This window comes from Parasphingomonas puruogangriensis, from assembly GCF_036663635.1.
Lineage (GTDB): Bacteria > Pseudomonadota > Alphaproteobacteria > Sphingomonadales > Sphingomonadaceae > Sphingomonas.
In genome coordinates this window covers 73502-97586 of record NZ_JAXOJI010000006.1, presented here as the reverse complement: position 1 = coordinate 97586, position 24085 = coordinate 73502, and the positions used below count along the sequence as shown (strand labels likewise).

Here is a 24085-nt window from a genome sequence, read left to right as displayed (position 1 = left end):
TGCGCCGGGGAAAGTTAGGTATATTTGGCGACAGCCTCGCCTCCCCCGCCCCCGGCCGCTAAGCCTGCCAGATGTTCCGTCTTGCTATCCTCGCGCTGATCGCGCTCACTTCCGCAGTGACCGCCGCCCAGCCCCCCAAACTGCTCACCTGGGACGATCTCACCAGCCGCCCCAAGCCCGCGCCCGATGCGACCATCGCCTACGGCCCCGATCACCTGCAGAAGGTCGATCTCTGGCTCCCTGCCGCCCCCCGCGCCAAGGGCAAGCGATACCCCACCGTGCTCATGGTGCATGGCGGTTGCTGGACCACCAGCATCGCCGATCGCAGCCTGATGAACTGGGTGGCCGATGATCTGCGCAAATCCGGCTATGCGGTGTGGAACATCGACTATCGCGGCGTCGACCGCACCGGCGGCGGCTATCCCGGCACTTTCCAGGACACCGGCGAGGCCGCGGATGCGTTGCGCGATCACGCGAGGGAATACGGCCTAGACACCAAGCATATCGTCGCCATCGGCCATAGCGCGGGCGGTCACCTCGCCCTCTGGCTCGCCGCGCGCGCTAAGTTGCCCCAGGATAGCCCGCTGCACACCGCCCACCCGCTCAAGATCGCCCATGTCATCAGCTTGGGCGGCCTCCCCGATCTCGAAGCCACCGCCGCCAGCCCCGACAATGGCTGCGGCACCGAGGTGGTCAGCAAATTGCTCGGCAAAGCCACCGAAAGCCGGCCCGATATCTACCGCGACACTTCGGTCCCGCGTTTGCTTCCGCTGCGCGTGGCGCAGGATCTCGTCAACGGCCGCGAAGACCGCATCATCCCGATGCGCCTAGCGACCGGCTACGAGGCGCAGGCGCGAAAGGCTGGCGACAAGATCGCGCTGCACATCGTGCCCAACACCGGTCACGTCGAACTCGTCACTCCGGACACCGCCGCGTGGGCCAAGACCAAGGAGTTGCTCGCCGCTGCGCTGCGCCACTGAGCCTCGTCCGTCATCCCCGCGACGGCAGGGGTGACGGGAGAGCAAGCGGGGTTTCGGAAAATGCCCGACCAAACTCAATTGACCGCACACACGGAACGCTTCATCATCCCCTCCAATGAGATAGTATATAGGAGCCGGACAATGCGTATCGCACTGATTTCTGCCGCCACGATCGCTTTGGTCTCCATCAGCGCCTGCAGCCGTGCTCCCGAATCCCCCCAGTCCGAATCCGCCCAGAGCGAATCGCTCCAAACCAGCGACATCGCCGCGCCCGGCATCAACATCACCGCCGCCCCCGGCGTCGCCTTCGCCTATCGCTATGCCTTCCGCCTTCCGCCCAAGAACATCGCCAGCGCGCAGGAAAACCACGCCAGCGCGTGCGAGAAACTGGGCGTCGCGCGCTGCCGCATCACCGGCATGCGCTATCAATTGATTGGCGAGAACGACATCCGCGCAATGCTCGCCTTCAAGCTCGATCCCACGCTCGCCCGCGCCTTCGGCAAGGAAGGCATCGCCGCGATCGAGAAAGCCGACGGCAAGCTGATCGATGCCGAGATCACCGGCACCGATGCCGGCGCCGAAATCGCCCAGCTCAGCACCGGCAAGGCGCGCGTAGCCGACGAACTCGCGCGGATCGACAAGCAGCTCGCGCGTGGCGACCTGCCCGCCAGCGAACGCGCCGAACTGCAGCGCCAGCGCGGCGAACTCGTCGCCACGATTGCCGCCGCGTCGGCCAACCTCGCCGATCAGCGCGCCAGCCTCGCCACCACGCCGATGACGTTCGATTACGAATCCGGCGCCGGCATCCGGGGCTTCGATGCCAGCGCGCCACTGACCAGCGCGCTCGACACGTTCCTGTCCTCGGCACAGACGACGCTGGCCTTCGTGCTCGGCTTCATCGCGATCTTCGGCCCACCGATGCTCGCCGCGCTCCTGTTGTGGCTGCTCTGGCGCCAGCTGCGCCCGTTTCTTCCCACGCGCCTGCGCCGTACCGATGGCACGCCGGTGGCACCGCGCCCCGCCGCCACGATGGCGCCGCCGCCGGGAGATCGCAGCGACGCGTAATTGCACCTGCGCCGCCCTTTCTATATAGGCGCGCTCATTCCCGCCCCGGCCCGCGACTCCCGTGGGTGCGGGGCGCTCTTGTCGAAGGGTAATGCCATATGGCCCGCCGCCGCCAAATCTACGAAGGCAAGGCCAAGATCCTGTACGAGGGTCCCGAACCCGGCACGCTGATTCAGTATTTCAAGGACGATGCCACCGCGTTCAATGCCCAGAAGAAGGGCACGATCAGCGGCAAGGGCGTGCTCAACAACCGTATCAGCGAGCATGTCTTTACGTTGCTCGGCCTGATCGGCGTGCCGACGCACTTCATCCGCCGCCTCAACATGCGCGAGCAGCTCATCCGCCAAGTCGAGATCATTCCGATCGAGGTGGTGATTCGCAACGTCGCCGCCGGCTCGCTGACCAAGCGGCTCGGGATCGAGGAAGGCACGCAGCTACCGCGCACGATCATCGAATATTATTACAAGGATGACGCGCTCGGCGATCCGATGATCACCGACGAGCATATCGCTGCGTTCGGCTGGGCCAGCCAGGAAGAGATGCACGACATCGCCGATCTGGCGATTCGCGTGAACGATTTCCTGAGCGGTATGTTCGCCGCGGTCGGCATCCGCCTGGTCGATTTCAAGCTCGAATTCGGGCGGCTGTGGGATAATGATTACGCCCGCGTCATCCTGGCCGACGAAATCAGCCCAGACGGCTGTCGCTTGTGGGACATGGAGAGCAACGAAAAGCTCGACAAGGATCGCTTCCGTCAGGATCTCGGCGGCGAAGTAGAGGCCTATCAGGAAGTCGCCCGTCGCCTCGGGCTGCTTCCAGAGGGTGCGGACAGCGCGGTGCTAGATCTCGAAAAGCATCGTAAGAACAAGGCCAAGTAAGCCGCTCGGCTTGAAGGAAGATTCATGAAACTCCGCATCATCGTGACGCTGAAGTCGGGCGTGCTCGACCCGCAGGGCAAGGCGATTCACAAGGCGCTCGACGGCCTCGGTTTCGCCGGCGTCCAGGATGTCCGCCAAGGCAAGCTGATCGAACTGGATGTCGCCGACGACACGGACGATGCGACGATCGACGAGATGTGCCGCAAGCTTTTGGCCAACACCGTGATCGAAAATTATCGGGTCGAACGCGCATGAAGGCCGCGGTCATCGTGTTCCCCGGCTCCAATTGCGACCGCGACCTGGCCGTGGCGATCCGCGAGATCGGCGGCACCGCGCCGACCATGGTGTGGCACGGCGATAGCGAACTGCCGGGTGATCTTGGCCTGATCGCCGTCCCCGGCGGCTTCTCCTACGGCGATTATCTGCGCTCGGGCGCGATGGCCGCGCGCTCGCCGATCATGCGCGCGGTGAGCGATGCCGCGGCGCGCGGCGTGCCGGTGCTCGGCGTGTGCAATGGTTTCCAAGTGCTCACCGAGGCCGGCCTGCTGCCCGGCGCCTTGATGCGCAATGCGGGGATCGATTTCGTGTGCCGCGACGTGACGCTGACCGTCGACAATGCGCAGAGCCTGTTCACCAGCGGCTACGACGCCGGCGAGACACTCTCCGTCCCGGTGGCGCACCATGACGGCAATTACTTCGCCGACGATGCCACGCTCGACCGGCTCGAAGGCGAAGGCCGCGTCGCGTTCCGCTACGGCGAAAGCGTCAACGGCTCGTCGCGCAACATCGCCGGACTGCTCAACGCGCAGGGCAATGTGCTCGGCATGATGCCGCACCCCGAACGCCGCATCGAAGCCGCGCACGGCGGCAGCGACGGCCGGCGCCTGTTTGAAGGGCTGCTGGAGCAGGTGTTGGTTTAACGCCCGAACAGCGTGGTCCGCCTCGCCAGCAGCAGGATCACGCTCGGCCAGAACATCGTATTCCAGACGTCATGCCAGTTCGCGCTGAACTGCTGCGGCACATGGCCGACATAGCGATCGCGTATGTCCCAGATCTCACCGATCACCGCGACCGCGCCGACCACCAGCCACGGCCGCCACGACGATAGGCGCCAGCCGAAGAGCAGCGCCGAACCGAACAACAGCAGCAACGCGGCATAGACGTGCAGCGCATCCTTCGCGAGATGCACGTTGTTGACCAGCCACCACTTAGTCGCCTGCAATGCGCTCAACGCCTAAACCCGCGCCCGGAACGGCGTGAAATTGGTGTCCTCGTCGAACACGTCGAGCCCTTCCTGACGCTTCAGGAAGCCGACCACCAGATAGGTTACCGGCGTCAGCAGCACTTCCCAGCCGACCTTCAGCGCCCATTGCGTGACCAATACGGTCAGCACCAGATCGTTGGTCCAGCCGACCGCCCCCCAGAAGGCCAAAGGATAGAAGATCAGGCTGTCGACGCCCTGCCCGCCGATGGTCGAGCCGATCGTGCGCATCCACAGATGCCGCCCGCCGCTCCACAGCTTCATCCGCGCCAGGACGTAGGAATTGACGAACTCCCCCGCCCAGAAGGCGATCATCGAGGCCAGCACGATCCGCGGCACTTGCCCGAACACGGTTTCATACGCCGCCTGGTTGGTCCAGCTCGGCGCCGGCGGCAGCGCGACGACCACCCAGGACATGAACGCCATGAACGCGACCGCGACGAACCCGGCCCAGATCACCCGGCGCGCCCGGGCATAGCCATATACCTCGGTCAGCACGTCGCCGATCACATAGGACAGCGGAAAGAACAGGATCCCCGCGCCGAACGGCCAGTCGCCGATCCACGGCAGATGGATCACCGCGACCTTGCCCGCGCCGATCACGTTGGACAGCAGGATGATCGCGACGAACGCCGCCATCACGAAATCGAAATAGCGTAACTGCCGCGCGGCGATGGCGCTGGCGGCGACTTGCGCCGGCTGGTGCTGCATATCCCCCTGGCTCATTGCGACGAGTATGAAGCCGGTTTCCCAGCTGCGCAATCCGCGCTATTCGGATGCGGTGCGCGCCCGTAGCTCAGTTGGATAGAGCAAGGAGCTTCTACCTCCTCGGTCGGGGGTTCGACTCCCTCCGGGCGCGCCAAGGATTGTTGGGGGTCGCTTGATGAAATTGCCGCTGTTTCTCGCTGCGACCGCATTATTCGCCGCCCCGCTGCAGGCGAAGCTGACCCCGCCAGAGGCACGGATGACGGCAACCGTAGATGCCGAATATGAGCGCTCGGTCGCGCTGCTGCAGAAACTGGTCGATCAGAACTCGGGCTCGATGAACCTTGCCGGGGTCGAAACCGTCGGCAAGATGGTGCGTGCCGAACTGGAGCCATTGGGCTTCACCGTGCTGTGGAAGCCGATGACCGCGACCAAGCGCGCCGGGCATCTGATCGCCACGCGCACCGGCACAGCGGGGGCCAAGCGGCTGCTGCTGATCGGGCATCTCGATACGGTGTTCGAACAGGATTCGCCGTTCCAGAAATTCGTGCGGACCGGCGAGAAGGCCGAGGGCCCCGGCGCCGGCGACGACAAGGGCGGCATGGTGGTGATGATCGCGGCGCTCCGCGCGATGAAAGCCGCCGGCACGCTGGATGCGGCAAGCATCGAGATCGTGCTCACTGGCGACGAAGAAGATTCGGGCGATCCAATCGCGCTCGCCCGCGCCGATTTGATCGCCGCCGGCAAGCGCGCCGATGTCGCGCTCGATTTCGAGGGCCTGTTCGTGGAGAACGGGCAGGACATGGGGTCGATCGCGCGGCGCTCGTCGAACAGCTGGACCCTCAAGACCACAGGCAAGACCGGCCATTCGTCGCTGATCTTCAACGACACCTATGGCGACGGCGCGATCAACGAACTGGCGCGCATCCTCGCGGCCTTCCGCGCCGAGCTGCCCGAACCCAATTTGACCTTCAACACCGGAATAGTCGCCGGCGGCGCCACCGCCACGCTGGATAGCGATGGCGTGCGCGTCAGCGCCACCGGCAAGACCAATATCATCCCCTCCACCGCCATCGCGCGCGGCGATTTCCGCACGCTGTCGGAAGACCAGACCGCACGGGTGAAAGCCAAGATGAGCGCGATCGTTGCGCGCCACGCCCCCGGCACCGGCGCCGAGATCGTGTTCGAGCCCGGCGGCTATCCGGCAATGGCGCCGACGCCGGGCAATCGCGCGCTGCTCGACCGGCTGAACGGCGTGAACAAGGATCTGGGCTTGGCAGCGATGCCACCGCTCGATCCGCTGCGCCGCGGGGCGGGCGACATTTCCTTCGTCGCCAATGACGTCGACGGGCTGATCGGCCTGGGGCCGGCGAGCACGGGCGATCACGCGCCGGGCGAGACGGTCGATCTGGCAAGCATGCGCCGCCAGGCCAAGCGTGCGGCGATCCTGATGACGCGGCTCGGCAGCGGCAGCTAGCCTCAGCGTTTGCCGCTCGCGCGGCGCGTCGCTACATCGGCCTCATGGCCCAATCGCATCCGTTTCATTCGATCCACAGCCACGGGCTGATCCGCGTCGGCGCGTGCACCCCGGCGGCCAGCGTCGGCGATGCCGCCGCCAATGCCGCATCGACCATCGCGTTGGCGCAGCAGGGGCATGCGCGCGGCGCCGATCTGCTGGTCTTCCCGGAGCTCAACCTCACCTCGTACGCGATCGACGACCTGCATCTGCAGACCGCGCAGCAGCAGGCAACCGAAGCGGCGATCGCCGCGGTGGTGGCGGCTAGCGCCACGCTGCGCCCGGTGCTGCTGGTCGGCGCCGCCCTGCCCCGCAACGGCCGGCTGTACAATTGCTGCGTCGTGATCGCGCGCGGCCGCATTCTCGGCGTCGTGCCCAAGACCTTCCTGCCCAATTACCGCGAATATTACGAGAAGCGCTGGTTTGCCAGTGGTGCCGGCATCACGGCTGGGCACATCACGATCGCTGGCCAGGCCGCCCCGTTCGGCACCGATCTGATCTTCGCCGCGGACGACCTTGAGCATTTCGTGTTTCACGCCGAGATCTGCGAGGATTATTGGGCCCCCACCCCGCCCTCGACCAACGGCGCGCTGGCCGGCGCGCTGATCTGCTGCAACCTCTCCGCCTCCAACGTCACGATCGGCAAGTCGCGCGAGCGCATGATGCTGTCAGCGGCGCAAAGCGCGCGCGCCATCTGCGCCTATGTCTATTCCGCCGCGGGGACGGGGGAGAGCACCACCGATCTCGCCTGGGACGGCCAGGGCACGATCCACGAACTGGGCGAACTGATCGCCGAATCGGCGCGCTTCGATCCTGAACCGGAGATTTTGCTGGCCGATATCGACGCCGAGCGGATCGCGCAGGAGCGCATGCGCAACGGCACGTTCAACGATGCGGCACGGCTCGCCGGCGATCCGGAGAGGACGTTCCGCCGGATAAGCTTCACGCACGAGCCCGACCTGGGCGATACCGGCCTGCTGCGCGCGATTCGCCGCTATCCGTTCGTCCCCAACACGCCGGAAAAGCTCGACGCCGATTGCTACGAGGCGTTCAACATCCAGGTCGAGGGGCTGCTCAAGCGCTTCGTCGCGGCGCGCGCCGAGCGACTGGTGATCGGCGTGTCCGGGGGGCTCGATTCGACCCACGCGCTGATCGTTGCCGCGAAAGTGATGGATCGCCTCGGCCGACCGCGCACGGATATCCTCGGCTTCACCATGCCCGGCTTTGCCACCGGCGACGATACCAAGGCCAACGCCTGGACGCTGATGCGCGCGCTTGGCGTGTCGGCGGATGAAATCGACATTCGCCCCGCCGCGCGCCAGATGCTGTCCGACATGGGCCACCCCTTTGGTCAGGGTTTGGAGGGGGGTGGCAAGCCGGTCTACGACGTGACGTTCGAGAACGTACAGGCCGGCCTGCGTACCGATTACCTGTTCCGCCTGGCCAACCAGCGCGGCGGGCTGGTGGTCGGCACCGGCGACCTATCCGAGCTCGGGCTCGGCTGGTGTACCTATGGCGTCGGCGACCAGATGAGCCATTATGCGGTCAATGCCGGCGTGCCCAAGACGCTGATCCAGTTCCTCATTCGCTGGTGCATCAAGACCGATCAGTTCGACCGCGACACCGATGCCGTGCTGGAAGCGATTCTCGGTACGGAAATCTCGCCGGAACTGGTGCCGGCCGGCGCGGATGGCGCGCTGCAGAGTACCGAGGCGCGGATCGGGCCCTATGCGCTCAACGACTTTTTCCTGCATTACACGATCCGCCACGGGCTGGCCCCGTCCAAGATCGCGTTTCTCGCCTGGCACGCGTGGCAGGATGCGGAGGCTGGGCGCTGGCCGGACCATTTCCCGCCCGAAGCGCGCGCGGCCTATGATCTGGCGACGATCAAATTCTGGCTGGAGAAATTTCTGGTGCGCTTCTTCGTCACCAGCCAGTTCAAGCGCTCGGCGCTGCCCAATGGACCCAAGGTTTCGGCCGGTGGCGCGCTGTCACCGCGGGGCGACTGGCGGGCGCCATCGGATGGCACGGCGTCGGTGTTTCTGGAGGAGTTGGCGCGGAACGTGCCGTAAGGCGCCGCTGCCATGCCTCGCGCTTCTCCAGCGCAGGCCGGGGCCCAGTCGCGACGGTAGAAGTTGGCTGGCGCTGCGCGTCGTCACGAGGGCGTCGCGACTGGCCCCCGGCCTTCGCCGGGGAAGCGCCAGCGGGTTAGCTTAGCGCTTGGCCTTGCGCGCCGCATAGCGCGCGTCACGCGCCGCCTTGGCGGCAATATCCGCATCAATCAGGCGCTGCTTCTCGGCTTCGATCTCGGCCAGTTCGGCCTCGGCCTTGGCGATCTTGTCGAGCCTGGCCTGTTCGATCGCCTGCGCCTTCTCGGCACGGCGCTGCAGTTCCTTTTCTTCGCGCGCCTGGCGCGCAGCGGCGCGGGCGGCGGCGACCTCGGGGTCGATCTGCGGCTTGGCCTTCAGCTTCTCCAGCGCCTTTTGCTTGGCCTGGGCAGCGAGCGCTGCGCGATCCTGGAAGGTCGGTTCCTTGTAAGAAGCCATTGGGTATCGGGGCCTTTCGGGCGCGTGTAGTCAAAATTTGGCGGAGAGGGTGGGATTCGAACCCACGGTACCCGCGAGGGCACGCCGCATTTCGAGTGCGGTACATTCGACCACTCTGCCACCTCTCCGCGAGGTCTTTGATGCCGCCTGAGGGGCGATACCGGTCGATGAAGGCGGGCGTCTAATCGACTAATCGGGGTGTGGCAACCCTTCAGCTTGTGCACTGCGAAAAGGACATTAGATTAGGCCCATGTCCCGTTCCCACATTCCCATGACCCCTGCCAATTCCGACGTGGCCATGCCCCCGATCGCGCATGCGCGCTTCGGCATCGGCGAGATCGTGCGCCACCGCATGTTCGATTTCCGCGGCGTGATTTTCGACATCGATCCGATCTTCGCCAATAGCGAGGAATGGTATGATGCAATCCCCGAGGACATTCGGCCGAAGAAGGACCAGCCCTTCTATCACCTGCTCGCCGAGAATATGGAATCGAGCTACATCGCCTATGTCAGCCAACAGAATCTGATCCCCGACGACAGCGACGAACCGGTCGATCATCCTGCGATCCGCGGTCTGTTCACCGACTATGCCGACGGGCGCTACACGCTGCGGCCACAGCACCGGCACTGAGCGAGCGGCACTACGACTATCGAAGAGCCGGTCGATCGCCCGATCGGCTGGCTCTTCTGATTCATGCGACTTGAATGCCGGGGGCGCACCGCGCCCCCGGCACCGCATCAATATTTTATCCGCAACCGCGTGTAGTAAAAGCCGCCGTTGAAGCCGAACGGACCACCGTTGCGGGGATAGACCTGCCCGTCCGAGGTGCCCCCGGTGAGCGGGTACAATTGGATGGTGGACGTGGCGGCCAGCCGATCGGGATGCTCGTCGGTAAAGTCCTGCGCGCCGACCGAGAGCGTGAAATGGTCGGCAAAGGTGTAGCTCAGTTCGACGTCGGTGGTGAATTTGCCGCCGAACACCTGATTGGGCGTTGCCCCGGTGACGACGCCGTTGGTGACGATGTTGGTGACGCCGTAATCCTGCGCGCTGGTAAACGAGCTGTAATAATTCTCGCGCACGTTGAAACTCAAATTATCGAGCGACCAGTTTGCGTTAAAGACGGCGCGATGCTTCGGCGCCAGATTCTCGGCATCGATAAGAATCGGGAAGCTGATGACGCGGGCGTTATACTCCACAACCTTGGTCTTGTTATAGTTATACGCCAACGACAGGTTGATCAGCGCGTCGCTGACGGTAGCGCGATATGTCGCCACCACGTCCACACCGCGCGTACGCGTGCGGAAACCGTTGGTGAAATATTGCACTTGTCCGCCGACGCCGACGGGCAACAAGGCTGGCTGGGCCGCAAGGTCATCCGCACTGACGATGAACGGCGAGGTCAGGCCGATGCGGTCGCGCAGATTGATCTGATAGCCATCGACCGTAATCGTCATGCCGCGGGCCGGCTCGAGGATGAAGCCCAAGCCGTAATTGGTCGACTTCTCCGGCTTCAGCGGGGTCGCCGCGTAATATTGTGCGACCGGGCTATTGACCGGATAGGTGCCGGCCTGGAACGCGACGCCGCCGTTGAACGACGTGGTGACGATCGATACGTTCGACTGGCCAGGCGACGGCGCATGGAAACCGGTGCCGAAACTGCCGCGGATCGAGAATGGCTCCGCCACCTTGTACAGCGCGTTGATCTTGCCGACCCAAGCGCTGCCGAAGGTGTTGTAATGTTCGTAGCGGCCCGCCGCGCCGACCGACAGTGCCTCGGTAAGATCGGTTTCCAACCCGATATAGGCGCCGTAGTTTTTCTGGCTGAACTTGCCGGCAGTGTCCGGACTAGTGCCGGCATAGCCACTGGCGCCGACGCCCTGCGCTGCCGTCGTGCCGGAGGCGACGTACACGCCTGGCGAAACCAACGTGTAGAGCTGTTGGGCTACGGCGTACGGGCCCGCGCCATAGGATTGCTCGTCACCCGCGGTCTGTTCGTAGGTTTCCTTGCGGTATTCGCCGCCGGCCGAGATCGTCAGCGGTGCGGCCAAGCCCAGCTCTGCAGCATAGGTAAAGTCGGCGTTGAAGTTCATTTCCTTCTGGATCAGGTCGCCAAACTCGAAGCTCGTCTGCGTTGCCGGGCCGTAGGAGAAGTTGGCCGAATTATACATCGACAGCGACAGCTTGTTGCGGGCTAGCGTGCCGGACACGTCGTAACTGAAGGCCCCCGACGTGCCCTTATAGCCAAGCACGCCATAGACTTCCTCGGTCTCGCCGACGAAGCGCGGCGTGAAACCGGCAGGGTAAAGCTGGCCAAACCGAAAGGTATTGCCGTCCCGCACGAAGCCGCCGGGCAGGCAGGTCGCATTGCCGACCGGGCATGGGGTCAGGAAGAAGGTGTTGTTGAAGGCCCCGTTGGCACCCTGGTTGCGCACCACGCCGTTCGAATCGACCGCCGTGCTGGATACCGACGCACGATAATTGAAGCTCTGATTGCCTTTGCTCTTTGCATAATTGGCGAAGAAGTAGATCTTGCTGTCCGGCGTGACGTTGATCGCCGAGTTGATCACCGCCTTGTAGCCATGCGACGGCGAACTGCCCCAGATCTGCGCCGGCAACGGATAGTTGGGCAGTTGCGACGCGAGATCCGGGTAATTGATGGCGAAGTTCGCCGCCGACGGGCGGGTCACGCCGCGGCTCGTCTGCCCCTCGTCGACATATTCGCCGGTCACGTTGATGAACCCGAAATCGCTCTTGAGGCCGGCATTGCCCGCGATCTGATAGCTTTCGCCGTCACCTTCATAATATTGGCCGGCCCGGCCGACCAATTCGATCCCTTGATCCTCGCGCAGGCCGTAGTTCAGCACACCGGCGATCGCGTCCGAGCCATATTGCGCCGTCGCGCCTTCACGCAGCACCTGCAGATTGCCGATCGCCAGCGACGGGATCGCCGAAATGTCCGGCCCTTGCGCGCCGCGCCCGAGCCCCGTGTCACTGCCGCCATAGACCTGCACCAGCGCCGAGCGATTGTACCTCTTGCCGTTCAGCATCACCAGCACCTGGTCGCCCGAAAGACCGCGCAGCGAAGGCGAGCGGACGAACGTGGATGCGTCGGAGATCGAGTTTTGCCCGACATAGAATGACGGCACGATATTCTTGAGCGCATCCATCATGTTGGCGGCGGGCTGTTGATTGAGCTCGGCCGCGCTGATGACATCGACCGGAGAGGGAGAATTGGCCAGCGTGCGATCGGTGCGGCGCGTACCAAGCACCAGGATCTCGGATGCCTCGTCGTCTTGCTCCGGCAGGGCAGCCGATGCGTCCTGTGCCGTTACGGTTACGGCCGGCTCGTCTGCTGTCGGGTCGGCCAATGCTGGCGTGGCGCTGGCCACAGCCAGTGCGAATAGCGAAATCGATGACATATGCATGGAATGAGCACCCCCAAAGTGAGAAAAGCTACGAGTCCGCTCCTAACGGTCCGGTCATGCCGCGCGCCGATCCGCCCTTAGACGGCCGTCGTGCGGCAGCTTTGCTCCACCTGCATGTGCACCGGGCCAATGTTCTTTGGCCGACAACAAGCATCGCGCACGATCATTCGTGTCACGCCTGCCCGTTTGATCATCGGAGTCAGAATATTGTCCGCATTTGTCCTGTGCGCTTTTGCCCATCAGGACCGATCTGACTTTGCTCCTTTTGCTCCACCCAGGCCGACACCACCGCTGCTCTCTTCGGAGCCATCGGCGATCTTGCCCCGTTCTGGGATCTTGATGACGCCATAATAAATGCTGCTTTGCAACAGCGTGTTACTGCTTCGGATCGAAAAGCGTCCGGCGCGGCCATTTTGCCGCCTCACTATTGCAGATTGGCAACGTTTTCCTGCCCCTGGGCGCGTGCGAACCGGTTGACACGCGGACCGCGCTGACTTAGCTGGCGCTTCTTTCCCGCGTCGGGCTTACTCGACGTGGGGCTCGTTATTTTGAAAGTGATGTAGGCCATGTTCGCAGTCGTGCGCACAGGCGGCAAGCAATACCGCGTCGCCGCCGGAGACAAGATCGTCGTCGAGAAGCTCGATGGCGAAGCAGGTTCGTCGATCTCGTTGAGCGACGTGCTGCTCGCCGGCGAAGGCGCCGAGCTCAAGTCGGTTGAGGGGCTGCTCGTCTCCGCCGAGATCATCGCTCAGGCGAAGGCCGACAAGATCGTCGTCTTCAAAAAGCGTCGCCGGCAGAACTATCGCCGCAAGAACGGCCATCGCCAGCAGCACACGATCCTGCGCATCACCGCAATCGGTGATCACAAGGCAGAAAAGAAGGCTGACCAGCCGACCACCGATGCGACGGGCGCTGAAGCCCCGGCCGCTCAGGCGTAAGGAGTAGTTCGAGATGGCACATAAGAAAGCAGGCGGCTCGTCGCGCAATGGTCGCGATTCGGCCGGTCGTCGCCTTGGCGTGAAGAAGTTCGGCGGCGAATCGGTCGTCCCGGGCAACATCCTCGTGCGTCAGCGCGGTACCAAATTCTATCCGGGCACCAATGTCGGCATCGGCAAGGACCATACCCTGTTCGCGCTGACCGAAGGTCGTGTGTCGTTCAAGGAAGGCAAGCTTGGCCGTAAATTCTGCTCGGTCGACATGCCGGTCGCGATTGCCGCCGAATAACATCGGGTAACCAGCCGGGTTGCCCACCAGGGTGACCCGGGTCCGCGCAAGCGGTCCGAACAAGGGAGACGGGTCACCCCGGCTCCCTTTTTTATTGCTCCCTCCCCTGCCCTGTCGCCGCCACGTCATTCGGACGTGCTTGGCGAACTGCACCCGAGGAGAGTAAGATGTTTGCTCGTACCAAGAGACTGACGCTCAGGCCCGGCTGGCCCGAGGATGCGCCCGCGCTGGCCGCCGCGATCGGCCATGAGCAGGTCGTCGCCAAGCTCGCGCGTGCACCCTGGCCTTATGCGCTGGAGGATGCGGAATCGTTTCTGGCTATCCCCCGCGCCGCCACGGTGCCGAACTTCCTGATCTTCGAATCGCCTGCGCATGCGCCGCGCCTAATCGGCGGGATTGCCATCGATCTGGCCACCGCGGGCGAAGCGGAATTCGGCTATTGGCTGACGCCCGATGCCTGGGGTCGCGGTTACGCCACTGAGGCCGGGCGGCAGGTGATCGACATGGCGCGCCATGCGCTCGACTTGCGCCGGCTGCACGCCGGGCATTTCATCGACAACCCCGCTTCGGGTCGCGTGCTGACCAAGCTCGGCTTCCGCGCCACCGGCCGCATCGAACCGCGCCACTCGCGGGCGCGGGGCACGGACGTGCCCTGCGCGGTGTTCGAGCTTGATCTGACGGAAGGCCGACGATGCGAGGAACGGCTGGCGGCGTAGCTAAGGAGCCGTCACTCCTGCGAAGGCAGGAGCCTATCGCTGTTTCGTCAAATGCCGCCGCTTGAGGAGATAGCGATGGGCCCCTGCCTTCGCAGGGGTGGCGTAGAGCGTTAAGCGATCACCTCCCACAAATCCGCCCAATCGCTATTTGCGCGACCGATCAGGTTCAGCTTCCACGAGCGCTTCCACTTTTTAAGCGCCTTCTCACGAGCGATCGCGTCAGTGATCGTCGGATAAGTCTCTACCAGTACCAGCCGCGTGAACCCATGCTCGCGGCAGAACGCCGAACCAATTCCCTCCCGATGCTGCCAGACGCGCCGAACGATATCGCTGGTGACGCCAATATACAGCGTACCGCTGGGGCCGTTGGTCATGATGTAGACATAGCCCATGCCCACCACCCGCCATCACCCCTGCGAAGGCAGGGGCCTATCGTTCCATCAACATAAGCTAGCACAGGGAACAGGCAGCGATAGGCCCCCGCCTGCGCGGGGGTGAGGGCTGATTATGCGGCCACTGCCGCCCGCTTCGGCTCGCGCGGCAGCACCGCCGCAGCATAGTCGCTCTCGGCCAGCGCGATCAGCTGGCGGTCGTCGTGATTCCACGGGTGGAAGCCGGGCAGGAAGAAGGCGATCCACGCACCCAGGATTTTTCGCGCCATGCCGGGATTGCCGAACGCATACCAGGCCATCCGCGCCCACACTTTCGGCCCCGTAAGCCCATCCTGGCGCAACAGTTCGAGCATGCCGCGGCGACGACCCTGGAAGAATTTGATCGTCGTTGCGACCATTACGATCGACTTGATCTTCCAGCGTTGCCAGCGGCTCCAATCCTTGGTCGCGTGCATCCAGGTGTCATAGGCGACGCCTTTATGCTCGATCTCCTCGGCGGCGTGCCAGCGCCACAAGGCAGCGGCCTGTTGGTCGCCGCCGGCCAGATGCTTGGGGTTGGCGATCAGCTGATGCGCCAGCATCGCGGTGAAATGTTCAAGCGCCATCGTTGCCGCCAGGCTGGCGATCGGCGGGCGGCCCTTGGTCAGCGCGAGCGCGGCATCGACATCGCGTTCCAGCGGCGCCGTATCGTAGCCCTGATCGGTGACGTGGCGGTTGAACGCGACATGTTCGCGCGTGTGGATCACTTCCTGCTTGATGAACGCCTGGATCTCGCTCCGCAGCTGCGGCGACGTGCCCTCGCGGAAAGCTCGCACGCTATCGACGAAAAAGCCTTCGCCCTTGGGGAAGGTAACCGACAAGGCGTTGTAGAACGCCGTCGCATACGGATCGTCGTTCAGCCACCAACGGCGCATCGACGTGCCGCGGCCGAAGCGCAGATCACGCGGGGTAATCGTGAGATCGGCCGGAGTGGTTGCTTTCGCCATCAAAACCTCGGAACAGAAAGAGACAATAGTATTGTTGCACATAAATTAGGCTTTACTTACACTCATGTCAATAGTGCGTCGCCGGCTCTCGCCTGAACAATCGCGTGAAGCGGCGATCGAGGCAGCGCGCGCGCTGCTCGTCGAGGATGGGCCGCAAGCGGTGACGCTGAAGGCGGTGGCGGCGCGGATTGGGCGAACGCATGCCAATCTGCTGCACCATTTCGGCTCGGCTGCGGACCTGCAAAAGGCGCTGATCGCGCATCTTGCCGGCACGATCACCGCGCAGATCGGCGCCGCGGCGAAGCGCGCCCGCGCTGGCGATCAGGATCCGCGCGAAGTGGTCGACATGACGTTCGACGCATTCGCACGCGGCGCCGGGGCGATGGCGAGCTGGATGATCCTGACCGGCAACGAGGATGCGCTCGATCCGATCCTGGAGGCGATCCACAAGCTGGTCGATGATTTGTCCGAAGGGCATCAACCCGGGCGCCCCTCGATCCATGAGGAAACCTTGCAGCTGGTGCTGACCGCGTTGGGCGATGCGTTGCTTGGCGGGCCGATGGCTAAAGCGCTGGGCTTACCACGCACGACCGCACGGGAATTGGCGGTGAAGACGTTGATTGCGTCGCACGTGAGCGTGGCGACCACCTGACCAGCGCGCCGCTGGCAAAATTTCGCACTTCCGCTATGGGAGCGCGATGCACTTTCTAGACCAAGCAAAGATTTTCGTTCGTTCCGGCAATGGCGGCCCGGGGGCCGTCAGCTTTCGCCGTGAGAAGTTCATCGAATATGGCGGCCCCAATGGTGGCAATGGCGGCAAGGGCGGCGACATCGTGTTCGAAGCGGTCGCCGGGCTCAACACGCTGATCGACTTCCGCTACACGCAGCATTTCCGCGCGCCGCGCGGCAAAGGCGGCGCGGGCAGCAACATGACCGGCGCGGGCGGCGAAGACCTGATCATCAAGGTGCCGGTCGGCACGCAGGTGCTGAGCGAGGACAAGGAAGAAGTGCTCGCCGACTTCACCGAGGTCGGCGAGCGCGTCGTGTTCCTGCGCGGCGGCGATGGCGGGCGCGGCAATGCCAGCTACAAGACCTCGACCAACCGCACGCCGCGCCAGCATGGCAGCGGTTGGCCGTATGAGGAAATGTGGGTGTGGCTGCGGCTCAAGCTGCTCGCCGATGCCGGGCTGGTCGGCCTGCCCAATGCCGGCAAATCGACCTTCATCAACGCAGTGACCAACGCGCAGGCCAAGGTCGGCGCCTATGCCTTTACGACGACCCGCCCGCAGCTCGGCGTGGTGCGCCACAAGCACAAGGAATTCGTCGTCGCGGATATTCCGGGGCTGATCGAGGGCGCCGCGGACGGCGCCGGGATCGGCGACCGCTTCCTCGGCCATATCGAGCGCTGCAGCGTGCTGCTCCACTTGGTCGATGCCAACGACAAGGATGTCGCGGAAAGCTACCGCATCGTGCGCGACGAGCTCGAGATTTACGGTGCCGGGCTGATCGACAAGCCGGTGATCGTGGCGCTCAACAAGATCGACACGCTCGACGACGAACTGATTGCCGCGCTGTCGGCCGAGTTGGAGGAAGCGAGCGGGGCGGAAGTGATCCCGATTTCGGGGGCCGCCGGCACCGGGCTGGACTGGATCCTCGACAAGATGCTCGAGGCGATCGGCCCATCGGGCGGCGTGGTCGGCGCGGACGATGAAGGCGAAGACGAGATTGCCTGGTCGCCGGTTTGAGGGCTGCATAGGCTATGGTATGTACGGCACATGGCTACGCAACCTGATTATCCGCTGCTGACAGCCGAGGAGTTTCTTCGGTTCGATTTCGGCGATCTGAAGGCCGAACTTGATAACGGTGTAATCCGAATGATGGCGGGCGGATCGCGGCGACACGCGCGCGTGCAGAGCAACATCATCATTGCACTAGGCCCTAAATTGCGCGGTAGCGGCTGTGCCCCCTATGGCCCCTATATGGCTGCACGAACGCGCGAACGATCGATCCGCTATCCCGACGTTTCCGTCTATTGCGGCCACGAAGAGCGAGAAGACGATGGGCAGCTTTCGGCGGACGATCCACGCGTCGTTTTCGAGGTGCTGTCGGCGGGCACGGCGCGTACCGACCTCCGTGTGAAACTGGAAGAGTATAAGGAACTCGACAGTATCGACACGGTCGTCTTCGTCGATATCGCAAACGAGCAGTTGCGGGTGGTGCAACGCATAGCGCCCAAAGGCTGGAGCGACGTAACCTACCAAGAGGCAACCTGCCTTAAGTTGCCGTCGCTCGGCATCGACCTCGATCACGACGAGATTTTCGCGCGCGATTGACGCTTCCGTCATCCCGACTTGTTCGACGGGACACCTCTAGCGTAATTGCCCCGTTGTTTTCCTGCGTTTGCAGGAGAACAGGGTTGGCTGACTGAATGTATCAGCGCCATACGTGCCGGCAGGCACCGCGGCTGCGTGATAGCTTAACTCGGGCGTAAAGCGTGCTAACGCAGCGCGCATGTCGCTCTTTCCGCCCTCCGCCTGCCCGCGCCTAATCGTTAAGATCGGATCGGCGCTGCTGGTCGATCCTGATGGCGGCGTGCGGCGGACCTGGCTGCAGGGCATCGCGGCCGATATCGCCGAGCGGCGCCGCGCCGGGCAACAGGTGGGGGTGGTGTCGTCGGGCGCGATCGCGCTGGGGGCGCGGCGGTTGGGGCTGGCCAAGGGCGGGCGCGCGAGCCTCGAAGATGCGCAGGCCGCCGCTGCGGTCGGGCAGATCGCGCTGAGCCAGGTATGGGCGGAAACGCTCGGTGCCGAGGGGCTGACCGCGGCGCAGATGCTCGTCACGCTCGACGATCTCGAGGATCGCCGGCGCTATCTCAACGCGGCGGCGACGCTAGACCGGCTGCTGGGCCTGGGCGTAGTGCCGGTGCTTAACGAGAATGACAGCGTGGCGACCGAGGAAATCCGCTTCGGCGATAACGACCGGCTCGCCGCGCGCGTGGCGCAGGCGGCGGGCGCGCAGGGCGTGGTGCTGCTTTCCGATATCGACGGGCTGTACGATCGCAATCCGGCACTTGCAGGCGCGGAGCATATTGCGCGGGTCGAGCGGATCGATGGCGCGATCGAGGCGATGGCGGATCGCGGCTCGGCCTCGGGCATGGGATCGGGCGGGATGGTCTCCAAGATCGCCGCGGCGCGGATCGCCAATGCCGCGGGGGCGCATCTGGCGATCGCCAGCGGACGGATCGCGCACCCGCTATCGACGGCGGCACGGCATACGGTGTTCGTGGCCGAGAAAGCGGCGCCGGCGCGCAAGGCGTGGCTGGCGGGCGGGCTGACCGCGAAGGGCACGATCCATGTCGATGCCGGGGCAGCGGGGGCTCTGGCCAAGGGCAATAGCCTGCTGGCGGCGGGGGCGACGCGGGTCGAGGGCATTTTCGCGCGAGGCGATTTGGTCACGGTGGTCGGGCCGGACGGGGCGATCCTCGCGCGCGGGTTGGCCGAATATGATGCGGCAGAGGCGGCCCGGATCGTCGGCATGCGAACCAGCGCGCTCGAGGCGGTGCTGGGCTATGCGCCGCGCGGGGCGCTGGTGCATCGTAATCATATGGCGGTGTTATGAGGGTGGTTCACTTGCCCCTCGGCCGCTTCCCCGGCGACGGCCGGGGCCCAGTTGCGGGTCGGTCATTGGCGGGCGCTGCGCTCCCTAACGACTACCGTCACGACTGGGCCCGGGCCTTCGCCGGGGAAGCGGCTAAAAGTGTTGCTACAGTAGAGGCGGCGGCATGAGCGTCCTAGCGATTACCGGCGGCACCGGCTTCGTCGGCAAGCGCTTGATCGATTTGGCGTTACAGCGCGGCCATAGCGTGCGCGCCCTCGCACGGCGGTCGCAACCGCCTCGCAATGGCGTCACCTGGATTGCCGGCGCGCTTGAATCGGCCGACGCCCTACCCCGCCTCCTCGACGGCGCGGATGCTACGATCCACGTCGCTGGCATCGTCAACGCACCCACCCGCGCCGGCTTCGCCGCTGCCAATATCGATGGCACGCAGAGGATGGTCGAAACGGCTGTGGTCACCGGACCGAAGCGCTTCATCCACGTCTCCTCGCTCTCCGCGCGCGAACCCGAGCTTTCCCATTACGGATGGTCCAAGCGTGGCGGCGAGAATGCTGTTGCAGCGAGCGCGCTGGATTGGACCGTCGTCCGCCCGCCCGCGGTCTACGGCCCCGGCGACTTGGAAATGCGCGACGTGTTCCGCCTGGCGCGTTTGGGACTTGCCCTAATGCCACCACCCGGGCGGATGTCGCTGATCCATGTCGACGATCTTGCCCGGCTGTTGCTGGCGCTGGTCGAGACCGATCCGGGGCGGGTGATCCTCGAACCGGATGATGGCCGGGCCTGGACGCATGACGAGTTCGCCCGTGCGGTGGGGACAGCGGTAGGTCAGCGCGTGCTGAGTTTGCCGTTGCCCAAGGGGTTGCTGTCGCTCGCGGCATCAGCCGACAAGATGTTCCGCGGCGACCAGGCCAAGCTGACGCAGGACCGCGTAAATTATCTGGCGCACCCCGATTGGGCAGCCGATCCGGCGCGGCGACCAGGGACGGATTTGTGGCGGGCCGAGATCGCCACGCCGGCGGGGCTGGCGGCAACAGCGGCGTGGTATCGCGCGAATGGGCTGCTGCGTTAACGTCGCCCCGGCGGAGACCGGGACCGCTGGCTTAGTTTGCGGGACGGCCGTTGGGCGATCGCCTGGCGCCCCCAGCCTGCGCCGGGGTGACGATAGCGCGGCCCTCCCCACGCCCCCTTCCCGCCGCATTCACTTGGCAAGTTGGCCGGCAATTGCATATGGACAGGCCCATGACAGACCGCACCGAGATCTTCGCCACGATCGCCGCCCAAATTGCCCCCTTCAACAAGAAGGGCGTGACCGTCACCGATGCGACCACGTTTCAGGGCGACCTGGAGTGGGACAGCCTGACAGTGATGGATTTCGTTGCGGCGATCGAGGACGAATTCGACATCCTCATCACCATGAACATGCAGGCCGAGATCGAAACTGTCGGCCAGCTCACCGATGCCGTCGTCAAGCTGAAGGGCTGAGACGATGACCGATGCCGGCCTCGCCACCGAAAAGCTTTCCGACAATCCCGCCGACGTCGCGCCGGAACGCGACCTGATGTCGAAGTTCGACGCGCTGATCGCCGAGCGCCAGGCGCTGATCGATACCGGCGTGACCGATCCGTTTGCCATCGTCATGGAAAAAGTCACCTCGCCGACCGAGGCGGTGATTGCGGGCCGCGATACGATCCTGCTCGGCACCTATAATTATATGGGCATGACATTCGATGCGGACGTGATCGCCGCCGGCCATGCCGCGCTCGATCAGTTCGGCTCGGGCACCAATGGCAGCCGCATGCTCAACGGCACGTTCCGCGATCACATCGAGGTCGAGGATGCGCTGCGTGATTTCTACGGCATGACCGGCGCGATCGTCTTTTCGACCGGCTATATGGCCAATCTCGGGATGATCTCCACGCTTGCTGGCAAGGGCGAGTATGTCATTCTCGACGCCGACAGCCATGCCTCGATCTATGACGGCTGCAAGCAGGGCAATGCCGAGATCGTGCGCTTCCGCCACAATGACGTGGCCGATCTCGATAAGCGCCTTGGCCGGCTACCCAAAGACGCCGGCAAGCTTGTCATCCTCGAAGGCGTCTATTCGATGCTCGGCGATATCGCGCCGCTGGCCGAGATGGTCGCCGTGGCCAAGAAGCATGGCGCCATGGTGCTCAGCGACGAGGCCCATTCGATGGGCTTTTTCGGGCCGAACGGGCGCGGCGTGTACGAGGCGCAAGGCTGCGACGTCGATTTCGTCATCGGCACCTTCTCCAAATCCGTCGGCACGGTCGGCGGCTTCTGCGTGTCGAACCATCCCAAGTTCGAGGCGATCCGCCTCGCCTGCCGACCCTATATCTTCACCGCCTCGCTGCCGCCCTCGGTCGTCGCCACTGCTGCGGCGTCGATCCGCAAGCTGATGACCGCGACCAAGAAGCGCGCACAATTGTGGGACAACGCCCGTAAACTTCACGGCGGGCTCAAGGCACTCGGTTTCAAGCTCGGCACCGAGAACCCCGACAGTGCCATTATTGCGATCATTCTCGATGATCAGGAGCAAGCGGTCGTCATGTGGCAGGCGCTGCTCGATGGCGGCCTCTACGTTAATATGGCGCGCCCACCCGCGACGCCGGCTGGCACGTTCCTGCTGCGTTGCTCGCTATGCGCCGAACATACGCCAGCACAGATCGATACCGTGCTCGCGATGTTCGAGGCATCTGGCCGCGCGGTCGGCGTGATCGGCTGAGCCCCGCACTTTCAACCGCGAGTCGACGCGTGTATATCGTGCGGCCATGAGCGGGATCGACGGCGAGATCGCGGCTCCAGGGGAGCCACCATCCGCCTGGCGCACCATCATGCTGGTCGTGATGGCGGTGCTGGGCGCGGCCGTATTGGTCGCGCTGATCGTGACGCTGGGCGGCGCCAACCGCCAGCGCGATCGCGCGCTGAACCTGCAATCGCACAGCTACGAAGTGATGATCCTGGCGCGCACGCTGTCCAGCACGATCGCGCGCGCCGAAGCCTCGCTCGGCCGCTACGTGATCAGCGGCGACAAGCAACTGGGCCGGCTGTACGTCGACGATTGGAAGCTGGCCGGGCAGCAGATCCGCCGGCTCGATCAAGTCACCGACGATAATTACGCTCAAAACCGCCACATTGCGGCACTGCGCGGCGCCTATGACGAGCGCGGCAAAGAGCTGGCCTTGGTCGCGCTCAGCACCAATTACGGCAAGAACAACCAGGCGCTGTCGCGTTATTATGCCGCGCGACAATCGGCCGCCTTATACCGCATCGACCGACTGCTCGACGGCGTGATCGGGCAGGAACGCGTGTTGCTGGCCAAGCGCACCGCGGTGGTGATGCGCTCGCTCGAGCGCGCCAACCGGCTTGCCGCGGTGCTGGCAGTGTTCGGCGTCAGCATCGTGCTCGGCGCGATCCTGCTCGGCTGGCTCACGCTGCGCGCGCTCGGCGATAAGGCGGTGGCGCGCGCCGAGGCGGAGACGGCGCGGGAGCGCGCGCACGAATTGCAGGTCGCGGTGGAGCATGCGACGACCGAATTGCGCCGGCAGGAAAGCAAGCTGCGCCAGGTCCAGAAGATGGAGGCTGTCGGCCAGCTGACCGGTGGCATCGCGCACGATTTCAATAACATGCTGGCAGTCGTGGTCGGCGGTTTAGAGCTGGCGCGGCGTACTCTTAGCAAGGACGTCGCGTCAGCCGGGCGGCATATCGACAATGCCATGGAAGGCGCCAACCGCGCCGCGGCGCTGACCCGCCGCCTGCTTGCTTTCTCGCGCGAGGAAGCGCTCAGGGTCGAGCCATTGGCCGCGGGCGACCTTGTCGCCGGCATGTCCGACCTGCTCGATCGCACGCTGGGCGACGCGATCACCGTCGTTGCGCGCGACATGGGCCCGGCCGAGCGGGACAGCAATTGGCTGACCTGCGCCGATCGCCATCAGTTGGAAAACGTCATCCTCAATCTTGCGGTGAACGCCCGCGATGCGATGCACGGGCGCGGCAAACTGACCATCGTCACAGCCGGCACGCAACTCGCCGAACACGCGATCGGGCGCTGCGCGGCCGGCCAATATGTGACGATTGCCGTAACCGATACCGGGCACGGCATGACGCCCGACGTGATGGAGCGCGTGTTCGAGCCATTCTTCACCACCAAGCCGATCGGCCAGGGCACGGGCCTTGGCCTCAGCCAGATTTTCGCCTTTGTCAGCCAGGCCAAGGGCGAGATCGGCCTTGCCTCGACCCCGGGCAAGGGCACGACCGTGACGTTATACCTGCCGCGCCATATCCCCGAAGCGACGCCGATCGTCGAACAAGCATCCGAACTGGTCCCCGCCGAGGCCGGTGGTTCGCTGCATATCCTGGTGGTGGAAGATGACCCACGCGTGCTTTCCGCCACGATGGGAGCGCTGGAGGATCTCGGTCATCGCCCGATCGCCTGCGCCGATCCGCTCGCCGCGCCGGCCATGCTGGAACAGGCGCCGCAGATCGAATTGATTGTCTCCGACGTGCTGATGCCAGGCCAGACCGGCCCGGAAATGATCGCCGCGCTGAGCCCGGCCTATCCCCACCTTGCGGTGCTGTTCGTTACCGGTTTTGCCGGCGAGACTAGCGAGGCACAGTTTGGCGGGCATCATGTGCTGCGCAAGCCGTTCACGATCGTGCAGCTGGAACGCGCGCTGGAGGCGGCAATGGCGGTGGAGCGGCCGGCGCCGCAGAGCATCGCGGCGGAGTGATCGTAATCGGCGGTTTCACGTCGCCCC

25 protein-coding genes and 2 tRNA genes are annotated in these 24085 nt (G+C 64.6%); 20 read left to right on the top strand and 7 right to left on the bottom strand.

The features are described from left to right. Positions 1 to 71: 71 nt before the first annotated feature. From U1739_RS14850 to purQ, 5 genes are all read left to right on the top strand, one after another. The gene (locus U1739_RS14850) at positions 72 to 980 is read left to right on the top strand and encodes an alpha/beta fold hydrolase (RefSeq protein WP_332709347.1); all 909 of its coding nucleotides are present in this window, start codon (positions 72 to 74) and stop codon (positions 978 to 980) included. Between the two features lie 141 nt (positions 981 to 1121). Then, complete coding sequence (locus U1739_RS14845) at positions 1122 to 2045, top strand: hypothetical protein (RefSeq protein ID WP_332709346.1); 924 nt, start codon at positions 1122 to 1124, stop codon at positions 2043 to 2045. Positions 2046 to 2143: 98 nt separating this feature from the next. Further along, positions 2144 to 2923: a phosphoribosylaminoimidazolesuccinocarboxamide synthase gene (purC, locus tag U1739_RS14840; RefSeq protein ID WP_332709345.1), complete on the top strand. Its 780-nt coding sequence runs from the start codon at positions 2144 to 2146 to the stop codon at positions 2921 to 2923. Between the two features lie 24 nt (positions 2924 to 2947). Further along, the gene (purS, locus tag U1739_RS14835) at positions 2948 to 3178 is read left to right on the top strand and encodes a phosphoribosylformylglycinamidine synthase subunit PurS (protein ID WP_332709344.1); all 231 of its coding nucleotides are present in this window, start codon (positions 2948 to 2950) and stop codon (positions 3176 to 3178) included. Next, positions 3175 to 3843, top strand: coding sequence for a phosphoribosylformylglycinamidine synthase subunit PurQ (gene purQ, locus U1739_RS14830; RefSeq protein WP_332709343.1), 669 nt, complete (start codon positions 3175 to 3177; stop codon positions 3841 to 3843). The genes purS and purQ overlap by 4 nt, the downstream gene beginning before the upstream one ends. Here purQ and U1739_RS14825 read toward each other — a convergent pair. Then, the gene (locus tag U1739_RS14825) at positions 3840 to 4154 is read right to left on the bottom strand and encodes a hypothetical protein (RefSeq protein WP_332709342.1); all 315 of its coding nucleotides are present in this window, start codon (positions 4152 to 4154) and stop codon (positions 3840 to 3842) included. The genes purQ and U1739_RS14825 overlap by 4 nt on opposite strands. A 3-nt stretch (positions 4155 to 4157) precedes the next feature. Next, entirely contained in the window at positions 4158 to 4895 is a 738-nt protein-coding gene (locus U1739_RS14820; RefSeq protein WP_332709341.1) for a queuosine precursor transporter, read from the bottom strand. Between the two features lie 74 nt (positions 4896 to 4969). On the opposite strand from U1739_RS14820, the gene U1739_RS14815 reads away from it, so the two are divergent. The 3 genes from U1739_RS14815 to U1739_RS14805 all read left to right on the top strand — a co-directional run bounded on the left by U1739_RS14815 (position 4970) and on the right by U1739_RS14805 (position 8477). After that, positions 4970 to 5046, top strand: a tRNA-Arg gene (locus U1739_RS14815). 21 nt (positions 5047 to 5067) lie between these two features. After that, positions 5068 to 6366, top strand: a complete 1299-nt coding sequence (locus U1739_RS14810) for a M20/M25/M40 family metallo-hydrolase (RefSeq protein WP_332709340.1) — start codon at positions 5068 to 5070, stop codon at positions 6364 to 6366. Positions 6367 to 6410: 44 nt separating this feature from the next. Then, positions 6411 to 8477 carry an NAD(+) synthase gene (locus U1739_RS14805; protein ID WP_332709339.1) on the top strand — a complete coding sequence of 689 codons (2067 nt, stop codon included), beginning with the start codon at positions 6411 to 6413 and terminating at the stop codon, positions 8475 to 8477. Positions 8478 to 8618: 141 nt separating this feature from the next. On the opposite strand, the gene U1739_RS14800 is transcribed toward U1739_RS14805, so the two are convergent. Next, positions 8619 to 8951 carry a DUF6481 family protein gene (locus U1739_RS14800; RefSeq protein WP_332709338.1) on the bottom strand — a complete coding sequence of 111 codons (333 nt, stop codon included), beginning with the start codon at positions 8949 to 8951 and terminating at the stop codon, positions 8619 to 8621. A 38-nt stretch (positions 8952 to 8989) separates the two neighbouring features. Continuing rightward, a tRNA-Ser gene (locus U1739_RS14795) sits at positions 8990 to 9079 on the bottom strand. A 122-nt stretch (positions 9080 to 9201) separates the two neighbouring features. Here U1739_RS14795 and hspQ point away from each other — a divergent pair. Then, on the top strand, positions 9202 to 9582 hold the full coding sequence (gene hspQ, locus U1739_RS14790; protein WP_332709337.1) for a heat shock protein HspQ: 381 nt from the start codon (positions 9202 to 9204) through the stop codon (positions 9580 to 9582). Positions 9583 to 9689: 107 nt separating this feature from the next. Here the strand turns inward: hspQ and U1739_RS14785 are convergent, their stop codons facing one another. Further along, on the bottom strand, positions 9690 to 12377 hold the full coding sequence (locus U1739_RS14785; RefSeq protein WP_332709336.1) for a TonB-dependent receptor plug domain-containing protein: 2688 nt from the start codon (positions 12375 to 12377) through the stop codon (positions 9690 to 9692). A 566-nt stretch (positions 12378 to 12943) separates the two neighbouring features. On the opposite strand from U1739_RS14785, the gene rplU reads away from it, so the two are divergent. The 3 genes from rplU to U1739_RS14770 all read left to right on the top strand — a co-directional run bounded on the left by rplU (position 12944) and on the right by U1739_RS14770 (position 14317). Continuing rightward, positions 12944 to 13315 (top strand): 50S ribosomal protein L21, encoded by a 372-nt coding sequence (rplU, locus tag U1739_RS14780; RefSeq protein ID WP_332709335.1) that lies wholly within the window; start codon positions 12944 to 12946, stop codon positions 13313 to 13315. A 13-nt stretch (positions 13316 to 13328) separates the two neighbouring features. Further along, positions 13329 to 13601, top strand: a complete 273-nt coding sequence (rpmA, locus tag U1739_RS14775) for a 50S ribosomal protein L27 (RefSeq protein WP_332709334.1) — start codon at positions 13329 to 13331, stop codon at positions 13599 to 13601. A gap of 167 nt (positions 13602 to 13768) precedes the next feature. After that, positions 13769 to 14317 carry a GNAT family N-acetyltransferase gene (locus U1739_RS14770; RefSeq protein ID WP_332709333.1) on the top strand — a complete coding sequence of 183 codons (549 nt, stop codon included), beginning with the start codon at positions 13769 to 13771 and terminating at the stop codon, positions 14315 to 14317. Between the two features lie 110 nt (positions 14318 to 14427). On the opposite strand, the gene U1739_RS14765 is transcribed toward U1739_RS14770, so the two are convergent. Together U1739_RS14765 and U1739_RS14760 are read right to left on the bottom strand one after the other, a co-directional pair. Next, positions 14428 to 14709, bottom strand: coding sequence for a GIY-YIG nuclease family protein (locus U1739_RS14765; protein ID WP_332709332.1), 282 nt, complete (start codon positions 14707 to 14709; stop codon positions 14428 to 14430). 113 nt (positions 14710 to 14822) lie between these two features. Next, complete coding sequence (locus U1739_RS14760) at positions 14823 to 15695, bottom strand: metal-dependent hydrolase (protein ID WP_332709331.1); 873 nt, start codon at positions 15693 to 15695, stop codon at positions 14823 to 14825. 64 nt (positions 15696 to 15759) lie between these two features. Here U1739_RS14760 and U1739_RS14755 point away from each other — a divergent pair, with 64 nt between their 5' ends. The 8 genes from U1739_RS14755 (at position 15760) to U1739_RS14720 (ending at position 24058) form a co-directional block, all read left to right on the top strand. Next, the gene (locus tag U1739_RS14755) at positions 15760 to 16347 is read left to right on the top strand and encodes a TetR/AcrR family transcriptional regulator (RefSeq protein ID WP_332709330.1); all 588 of its coding nucleotides are present in this window, start codon (positions 15760 to 15762) and stop codon (positions 16345 to 16347) included. A 46-nt stretch (positions 16348 to 16393) separates the two neighbouring features. Further along, positions 16394 to 17440 carry a GTPase ObgE gene (gene obgE / locus U1739_RS14750; RefSeq protein WP_332709329.1) on the top strand — a complete coding sequence of 349 codons (1047 nt, stop codon included), beginning with the start codon at positions 16394 to 16396 and terminating at the stop codon, positions 17438 to 17440. Positions 17441 to 17470: 30 nt separating this feature from the next. Further along, positions 17471 to 18028 carry a Uma2 family endonuclease gene (locus U1739_RS14745; protein ID WP_332709328.1) on the top strand — a complete coding sequence of 186 codons (558 nt, stop codon included), beginning with the start codon at positions 17471 to 17473 and terminating at the stop codon, positions 18026 to 18028. A 178-nt stretch (positions 18029 to 18206) separates the two neighbouring features. Further along, positions 18207 to 19313 carry a glutamate 5-kinase gene (gene proB / locus U1739_RS14740; protein WP_332709327.1) on the top strand — a complete coding sequence of 369 codons (1107 nt, stop codon included), beginning with the start codon at positions 18207 to 18209 and terminating at the stop codon, positions 19311 to 19313. Positions 19314 to 19476: 163 nt separating this feature from the next. After that, positions 19477 to 20379: an NAD-dependent epimerase/dehydratase family protein gene (locus U1739_RS14735; protein WP_332709326.1), complete on the top strand. Its 903-nt coding sequence runs from the start codon at positions 19477 to 19479 to the stop codon at positions 20377 to 20379. Between the two features lie 170 nt (positions 20380 to 20549). After that, positions 20550 to 20792: an acyl carrier protein gene (locus tag U1739_RS14730; RefSeq protein ID WP_332709325.1), complete on the top strand. Its 243-nt coding sequence runs from the start codon at positions 20550 to 20552 to the stop codon at positions 20790 to 20792. Positions 20793 to 20796: 4 nt separating this feature from the next. After that, positions 20797 to 22053 carry a serine palmitoyltransferase gene (gene spt, locus U1739_RS14725; RefSeq protein WP_332709324.1) on the top strand — a complete coding sequence of 419 codons (1257 nt, stop codon included), beginning with the start codon at positions 20797 to 20799 and terminating at the stop codon, positions 22051 to 22053. A gap of 46 nt (positions 22054 to 22099) precedes the next feature. Then, a complete protein-coding gene (locus U1739_RS14720) occupies positions 22100 to 24058 on the top strand; it encodes an ATP-binding protein (RefSeq protein WP_332709323.1) in 1959 nt (652 codons plus the stop codon). Positions 24059 to 24085: the final 27 nt, after the last annotated feature.